At 38.2% G+C, this 6994-nt stretch carries 6 protein-coding genes and 1 pseudogene; 1 reads left to right on the top strand and 6 read right to left on the bottom strand.

Annotated elements, in window-relative coordinates:
- Nucleotides 1–5 precede the first annotated feature (5 nt).
- The 5 genes from ACSQ7D_RS06465 to ACSQ7D_RS06485 form a co-directional block, all read right to left on the bottom strand.
- Nucleotides 6–1073: an aldose epimerase family protein gene (locus tag ACSQ7D_RS06465; RefSeq protein ID WP_437135696.1), complete on the bottom strand. Its 1068-nt coding sequence runs from the start codon at nucleotides 1071–1073 to the stop codon at nucleotides 6–8.
- A 12-nt stretch (nucleotides 1074–1085) separates the two neighbouring features.
- Nucleotides 1086–2243, bottom strand: a complete 1158-nt coding sequence (locus tag ACSQ7D_RS06470; protein ID WP_178958469.1) for a galactokinase — start codon at nucleotides 2241–2243, stop codon at nucleotides 1086–1088.
- 124 nt (nucleotides 2244–2367) lie between these two features.
- Nucleotides 2368–3195 carry an alpha/beta fold hydrolase gene (locus ACSQ7D_RS06475; protein ID WP_128090927.1) on the bottom strand — a complete coding sequence of 276 codons (828 nt, stop codon included), beginning with the start codon at nucleotides 3193–3195 and terminating at the stop codon, nucleotides 2368–2370.
- Nucleotides 3196–3274: 79 nt separating this feature from the next.
- Complete coding sequence (locus tag ACSQ7D_RS06480) at nucleotides 3275–4318, bottom strand: phosphotransferase enzyme family protein (RefSeq protein WP_437135697.1); 1044 nt, start codon at nucleotides 4316–4318, stop codon at nucleotides 3275–3277.
- A 68-nt stretch (nucleotides 4319–4386) separates the two neighbouring features.
- On the bottom strand, nucleotides 4387–5250 hold the full coding sequence (locus ACSQ7D_RS06485; RefSeq protein WP_178958471.1) for a nucleotidyltransferase family protein: 864 nt from the start codon (nucleotides 5248–5250) through the stop codon (nucleotides 4387–4389).
- 140 nt (nucleotides 5251–5390) lie between these two features.
- Between ACSQ7D_RS06485 and ACSQ7D_RS06490 the strand changes: the two genes are divergently transcribed.
- Complete coding sequence (locus tag ACSQ7D_RS06490; RefSeq protein WP_437135698.1) at nucleotides 5391–5531, top strand: hypothetical protein; 141 nt, start codon at nucleotides 5391–5393, stop codon at nucleotides 5529–5531.
- Nucleotides 5532–5865: 334 nt separating this feature from the next.
- Here ACSQ7D_RS06490 and ACSQ7D_RS06495 read toward each other — a convergent pair.
- Nucleotides 5866–6976 (bottom strand): annotated as a pseudogene (locus tag ACSQ7D_RS06495) (ISAs1 family transposase).
- Between the last annotated feature and the right edge of the window lie 18 nt (nucleotides 6977–6994).

Below are 6994 nucleotides of genomic sequence, written 5' to 3' on the forward strand. Positions count from 1 at the left end.
ATTTGTTATTTAATAAGAAACTTATAAACGGTTTCTTGCTTGTACACTTCCCCTTTTTCTAAGGGTTTTACCCCAAACTTTGGCTGATTGATGCCATCGGGGAAATCTTGCATCTCAATAGCTACACCTACAAATCGTGGGTTTTTTGATGGTTTTTCTTTGCGAGTACATACCTTATCGAATACAGGTACATCGTCCAAAAAGTTACCAGTGTAAATCACAGCCACACGCTGGGTAGTATAGGCTTCCATAGTAATACCACTCTCAGGAGAATGTAATACCAACTGAGGAGCACCTTTAAGTCCGCTGTGGTTGAGCACAAAGGGGTGGTCGTAGGCACGAGTGATTTTGAATTGAGGGTGCCCTTCAGCAATACCCTCAGCGATAACTTTACCTTTGCGGAGGTCGAAAGTAGTACCTCCTACAGCTATGTAATTACCGGTAGGAATCAATCCTTCTGCCAATTCACAAATATTATCAGCAGCGATTTGTAGTACTTGGGTATCGCCATTCATTTCCATATCACCTGAAAGATTGAAATAACTGTGGTTGGTGATATTAAGGTAGGTTTTAGCATCGGCAACAGCTTCGTAAGCAATGTGCAGACTGTTATCTTCAGTGATGGTGTAAATCACTTTGAAATCTACTTTTGCAGGGTAGCCTTCTTCACCATCAGGACTTGTGTAGTGCATTTCCAAGCCATTAGCGAGCTCTTTTACTTCAAAGAGTTTACTGCTGAAACCTTCTTTACCGCCGTGTAATGAGTTTTCACCATTGTTTTTAAATAGGTGATACATTTTCCCGTCGATAGTGAAAGTAGCGTTGTGAATACGTCCTGAAGTGCGCCCTATGGTAGCTCCATTATAAGCGCCATTACCTATGTAATCTTCTAAATGCGCATAGCCTAATACTACGTTTTTCAGTACGTTGTGCTTATCTTTTACAGCTATTTCGGTAATAGTACCGCCTAAGTTCAAAACAGACACGCGAAAGCCATTTGCGTTCTGTAAGGTATATTGATAGACAGCCTGTCCGTTGTGAGTACCGAACAGGCTTTTGTTGATGGTTATCATACTTTGTCTTGTTTATAGTTTTTTAGCGCCGTCGCTTACAGAAGCGATATAGAAATCGGCAGCATAACCTATTTTGTTTTTGTAAGCCTCGCCTACGTTTTTAATGAAGTCGTCTACTTTGTCTTTTTTCACGATGCTTACAGTGCAACCGCCAAAGCCAGCTCCCGTCATACGTGAACCTACAACCCCAGGTTGTTCCCAAGCAAGGGCAGCTAAAGTATCGAGTTCTACGCCAGTTACTTCATAATCGTCGCGCAAAGAAATGTGCGATTGGTTCATTAATTTACCAAACTCAGCTAAATTACCTGCTGAAAGCTCTTTTTGTGCTTTAAGAGTACGTTGGTTTTCATATACTGCGTGTTTAGCTCTTTTTTGTCGAATAGGACTCTTGATGAGGTCTTTGTTGGCTTCAAATTGTTCAATAGAGAGTTCTCCTAAGGCTTTGATAGGTAATTTAGTTTGCAATTCGGCTAAGGCTTCATCACATTCGGCACGGCGTTCGTTGTATTTAGAATCAGCGAGACCACGACGTTTGTTAGTGTTGGCAATTACAATTACCTCATCTTTAAGTACCACAGGGACATAAGCATATTTGAGAGTGTTACAATCGAGGAGAATAGCGTGGTCTTTCTTACCCATAGCTACCGCAAATTGGTCCATAATACCAGAGTTTACCCCAATGAATAGGTTTTCAGTTTTCTTGCCTAATTGTGCCATTTCCACAGAGTCGATAGAGAGGTGGAAGAGGTCTTTTAGCACAATAGCGGTAAGCATCTCAATAGAAGCAGAAGAAGAAAGCCCTGCGCCATTAGGGATATTCCCAGAGAAGAGAATATCGAAACCAGAGTCGATTTTTTGTCCTGCTTCGAGGAACATTTTAATCACACCCTTTGGGTAGTTAGCCCAATCGTGTTTTTTGTCGTTGGTAAGTTCGTCGAGAGTGAACTCCATTACGCCAAGGTCAGCAAAGTTTTCAGAATACATACGGAATTTGCGGTCGTTGCGTTTTTTTACGAGACCGTAAGTACCTTTGTCGATAGCGCAAGGGAACACATTACCGCCATTGTAGTCGGTATGTTCACCGATGAGATTCACACGTCCTGGTGCGAAGAATTGTTTTTCGGCAGGAGCACCGAAAACTTCTTGAAACTTTTGTTCTAAGTGTTTCATATAGTTTTAATTTTAGTTATTAGTTTTGTTTAGAAATTACTTAATTAAATAATATAATGGAAAAAGGGAGTGCTGTCAAAGACAATTCCTAATAGATATGATTCTTGTAGAGACAATATATTTCTTATCTTATAAAGGATTTTAGCTGAGTCAAATACCAATCAAAGTCATCATACATAATAAAGTGGAGCCCTTTATTGGCATATCTAAGGTCTCTCAAAGATAAATTTTGATATTGATCTCTTATGTTGTCTTTTGAAGAAGTAAATACGGACTCTAAGAGCACTAAGGCAGGCACTTTTATCTGTTTTATTTCCTCTCTGAGATCTGTATTAGAGATTTCACACACAAGTTTGGCGAGGGTCTCCCTATCTGAGGCTACACTCCACTGAACGATGGTAGGCTTCTTGGCTTCCTTTGTTGTATAGTACATCATTGAAGCCATTTGTGAACGCTCAAAGTCTTCTTTGGGCATTGCTGTAAGTTCCTTGATCATAGGAGAACAATCCTTGTTAGGTGTTATCTTAAAATTAGGATCAGAAAGCAAAGGCAAGCAAGGCAAAGCATCTACAATCACTATTCTATCAAGTAGGTCAGAGGCTTTAGCAGCTATTTTCATAGCAAGGATGCCCCCTAAGCTATGCCCTACAATCGTAGGTTTTTGGATGTTCTCCTTTTTGATATAGGAGATAATGGCATCTGTCCAATAGTCCAAACTTGGATTCTTTACAGGGGTAATTCCTCCAAACCCCGCTAAGGTAAGCAGGTAGCAAGTGTGGTTAGTGATAAGAGCAGGTACAGTCTCTTGCCAGACATCGCTAGAGCAGCCAAGTCCTGGAATAAACAAAATAGGACTTCCTTTTTCTCCTACTTTTTTCACTGAGAATGGAGATTGTCCAAACGTAGATAGTGGCAAAATAAGTAAAAGGGAGGTTATAAAAACATTTCTCATAGTAAAAAAAATAGATTTTAAATTAAAAATTAGCTTGGTTTCAACTTTGGCAAAGTTTCAAACTAAAAGTTTGTATTACCTATTTAAAGTACTTTTTAGCAATTGCTCTGAGTTCTTTTTCTTTGTCTTCCAAACGCTGAAAGAGCACGAACTGGTTACGGGCACGAATGTAATTCTCCTCAGGATATGAGGTTTTGAAGTACACATCGTTGTTAAAATAATCGGCGAGGAAACGGATACCGATAATGAATATCATATATTTGGCTCCGTCGACGATATGTTTTTTCTCTGAGGGAGTCATCACAGGGTTCATTACTGAAAAACCTTTGCAGAGCGCTTCGAAGAACTCGGTATTGAAAACAATTTTGCTTTCATCGGCTTCGTTTTCTTCGGTAGGACTTACCGAAGTGCGCACCATATCGCCGAAATCGTACAGTAAGATACCTTGCATTACTGTATCGAGGTCGATTACTCTAAAATCATCGGGATTGGATTTATTGATGAGTACGTTATTGATTTTGGTATCGTTGTGGGTTACACGAATGGGGATGCGCTTTTCGTCTACTTCTTTTTGGATAAGGTCGAAAATTACCTTGTGTTTTTGCGCAAATTTGTATAGCTTTTCAGCTTTGTCTTTGCGTGCAGGTGTTGCCTGAGCATAAGCATCTTCGAGTTGTTGGAAGCGTAAATCTCCGTTATGGAAATTAGGAATGGTAGCCTGCAATCGAGAGGTATCGATATTGGCAAAGGTTTTCATAAAAGTTGCAAAGGCAGTGGCAGCTTTTTCGGCTTGCCAAGGAGCTTCTATGAATTCATAAGAAGTATAGCCTTCTGCAAAAGGGAATACACGCCATACAATGCCCTCGGCATTTACGGAGTATCCTCCTTGTTTAGCTTTCATCATCGGGAGAATGATGTGATTGTTGGGTTCAGTTTCCCAAAGCAGTTCGATGTTTTTGATGATGCTGTCGGGGGTTTTGAACACATTGCTGTTAATCCCTTGAAGGATATAATTTGTATCGGTGGTTTTTACCAAATACGTACGGTTGATGTGTCCGTTGCCATAAGGTTCCACAGAAAGGAGGTTTCCTTTCAAGTTAAATTGATTGGCTATTTCTTTCATTTTATTTAGGTAAGAGGTAAGAGATAAGAAGTAAAAAACTTATTATCTCTTACGGGTTAAACATTTTATTAGAATTTATCGGGGTACTCGCCTTTATCTACGAGTTTTTGTATTTCGTTTTGTACCATTGCGAGGTCTTCGTGATAGGTCATACCGAACCAGTTGTCGTGATTGGGTAATACTTCTAATTTATATCCGTAATCCTTAATGGCGTGTTGTACTACCATAGGGATATAAAATTCGGATTTAGGGTCATCTTTATGTTCGGCTACAAATTCTTTGAAATAACGGTCGGCTATATCCAATACTTCGTGAGTAAATCCCCAGAAGTTCATAGATACGTAGGTGCTTAGGGGATACTCGGCGCCCGTAGCTTCGTCTACGGCAGTAGTTTCGTTAATTTTACGCAGTTTGGTAGCTTCGTTAATAGAGAGTAGGTGATGATTGGCGTCTACTTCGCAGATACCGCGTGAAACTGTTCCGTTTTCACTAAGGGTGTTTTTCAGTAGATATCCTCCTGAGAAGAAAGTTTTTTCTTTACCAGCATTGAGCGCTTCATACATCAATTTAAAGCCTTCTTTGCCATAGTAATCATCGGCATTGATGATGAGAAAAGGGTTTTTTACAAACTCTTTTACACAAAGCATAGCGTGCCCTGTACCCCAAGGTTTTTTACGTTCGATGCCTTTTGGGTTAAAATCGTCTTGATATACATAAGTAATGGGCACATTATTGAATCGATTTTCTAAGTGTTGACGTGCTAAATCGTCGATTTCACGACGGATGATGAGTACTACATTGTCGAAACCAGCTTGTAGTGCGTCGTAAATACCATAATCAAACAAAGCATTGCCATTGTGAATATTTTCTAACTGCTTGTCTGACCCAAAGCGACTTCCTAAGCCTGCTGCTAAAATTACTAATGTTGTCATATAAAGTTAATTTCTTAATAAATAAAAGTCTTGATAAGTGAATGTACTTATTTTGCATCGGCAAAGATAGGGATAATTTTGTAATCTGGAAAAAAATATAACGAAATTTTTACGAAGAATTTAAAAATGCTTTCCGTTACTTGTTCTTTTATAAGAGTTTTGATAATGCCAATAATGCCGGTAATGCCAATAATACCGATAATGCCAATAATGCCAATAATGCCAATAATGCCAATAATGCCAATAATGCCAATAATGCCAATAATACAGAGGGATTTTGAAAGTCTCGGGAAGGGAAGTGAAAGGGCTGGGAGTTTGAGGAGAAACGAAAGTTTTTGGAAGGATTTTAGAAAGATTTAGAAAGATATTGAAGGTATGGTTTAGTGTACTTAGCTTATAGAAAGCTTATAGGAAGCTTATAGGAATCTTGGACGATTGGTATACAACGACTGTATTAAACATTGAGGAACAGGCATTTAGGAGGTGTTAAAGATATATTAAAACGAAAGCTGAGGCGTAGGGGTGTACTTTCGTAATTTAGGGTGAAGGGCGTTTGGGGTAGGGTAGGGGTGTTATAACTTACCTCCCCCGCTCCCCCTCCAAAGGGCAGGGCTGTTACATAGAGTTACAAATGTTTGATTTATAATATATTAAATTCATAAGTTCTTTGAAATTAATGATACTCCATTCCATAGCTGACTTGATAGAGTCTTTTCCATTAAGACGAAATAGGTTAATTGATATATTTCTCATTATTGAAAGATTCTCAGGAGCATTACCTGATTTAGTCTTACTCTTGTCCTCTTTCATTTGTACATCTTTCACCCAGTGCAAACGATTTTCTATACCCCAATGAGAACGTATGTGATTAGCAAAGAAATCAGCCTTATTCTTAGCTACACTGCTAATATGGTAAACTATCTCTATTGTCTGACCTTTCTTTGTTTTGACATAACGTGTTGTTTCTATAATTCGCTTTATACCAAACCATTCAGGAGAAATACCCTCTAAATTTTTATAAACTTTGGTAATACGCAATTCATCACGACCTCTTAGCAAAGAACACTCTTGGTAAGTGTGCATTAAATACTTTTTTGTAGCAACATTTGCTTTTATTTGCTCAAAAAGCTTTTTTTGATTACCTTTTACTTGTACTATGTAGTCATTTTTTGACTTTATAATAGTTTCAAGAGTTTTTTTGACAATGTAAGGCATCTAAAGTGATTATTTCACCTTGAATGTCTAAGGCTTGTAAGAGTCTTTGAACGGTATAAATTTCAGATTCTTTTTTGTTCTCTAATTTATCACAAGCTAATACAATGCCTCTTTGTGAAGCAAAAACACTTATCAATGAAACAAAATTCTGATAGTTATTTTGAGTGTCTTTAATAGTTCCTGCAATAGCCTTTCCATCAACAGCAAGTGTTTCACCTTGACACATTGGTAAAAATTGGGCAGTCCACTGATTGAATTTTTGGGCAAAATCATCAAAATCAATTTCCATAAATATCCTTCTAATAGAGCCATATGTAGGTACTTTACAGAAAGTTAGATACTTTTTAAACTCCCATTGGTTTTCTTTGAGGAAACGGCCTATTTCTCGATAACCAGTATAACCTGACATTATTGCTGTTAGGCACATAATCAGGAAGTTAGGCATTTTATGGCGGATACCGCGTCTTTTTCTAGTATCCTCTATACTAGATAACATTTCTATCAGTGTCATAGACTTTTACATTTTATT

It is taken from the genome of Capnocytophaga sp. G1920 (assembly GCF_051417515.1).

Coding starts and splice junctions, on each gene's coding strand:
- ACSQ7D_RS06465 (WP_437135696.1), bottom strand. CDS start 1,073: ATGATAACCATCAACAAAAGCCTGTTCGGTACTCACAACGGACAGGCT.
- ACSQ7D_RS06470 (WP_178958469.1), bottom strand. CDS start 2,243: ATGAAACACTTAGAACAAAAGTTTCAAGAAGTTTTCGGTGCTCCTGCC.
- ACSQ7D_RS06475 (WP_128090927.1), bottom strand. CDS start 3,195: ATGAGAAATGTTTTTATAACCTCCCTTTTACTTATTTTGCCACTATCT.
- ACSQ7D_RS06480 (WP_437135697.1), bottom strand. CDS start 4,318: ATGAAAGAAATAGCCAATCAATTTAACTTGAAAGGAAACCTCCTTTCT.
- ACSQ7D_RS06485 (WP_178958471.1), bottom strand. CDS start 5,250: ATGACAACATTAGTAATTTTAGCAGCAGGCTTAGGAAGTCGCTTTGGG.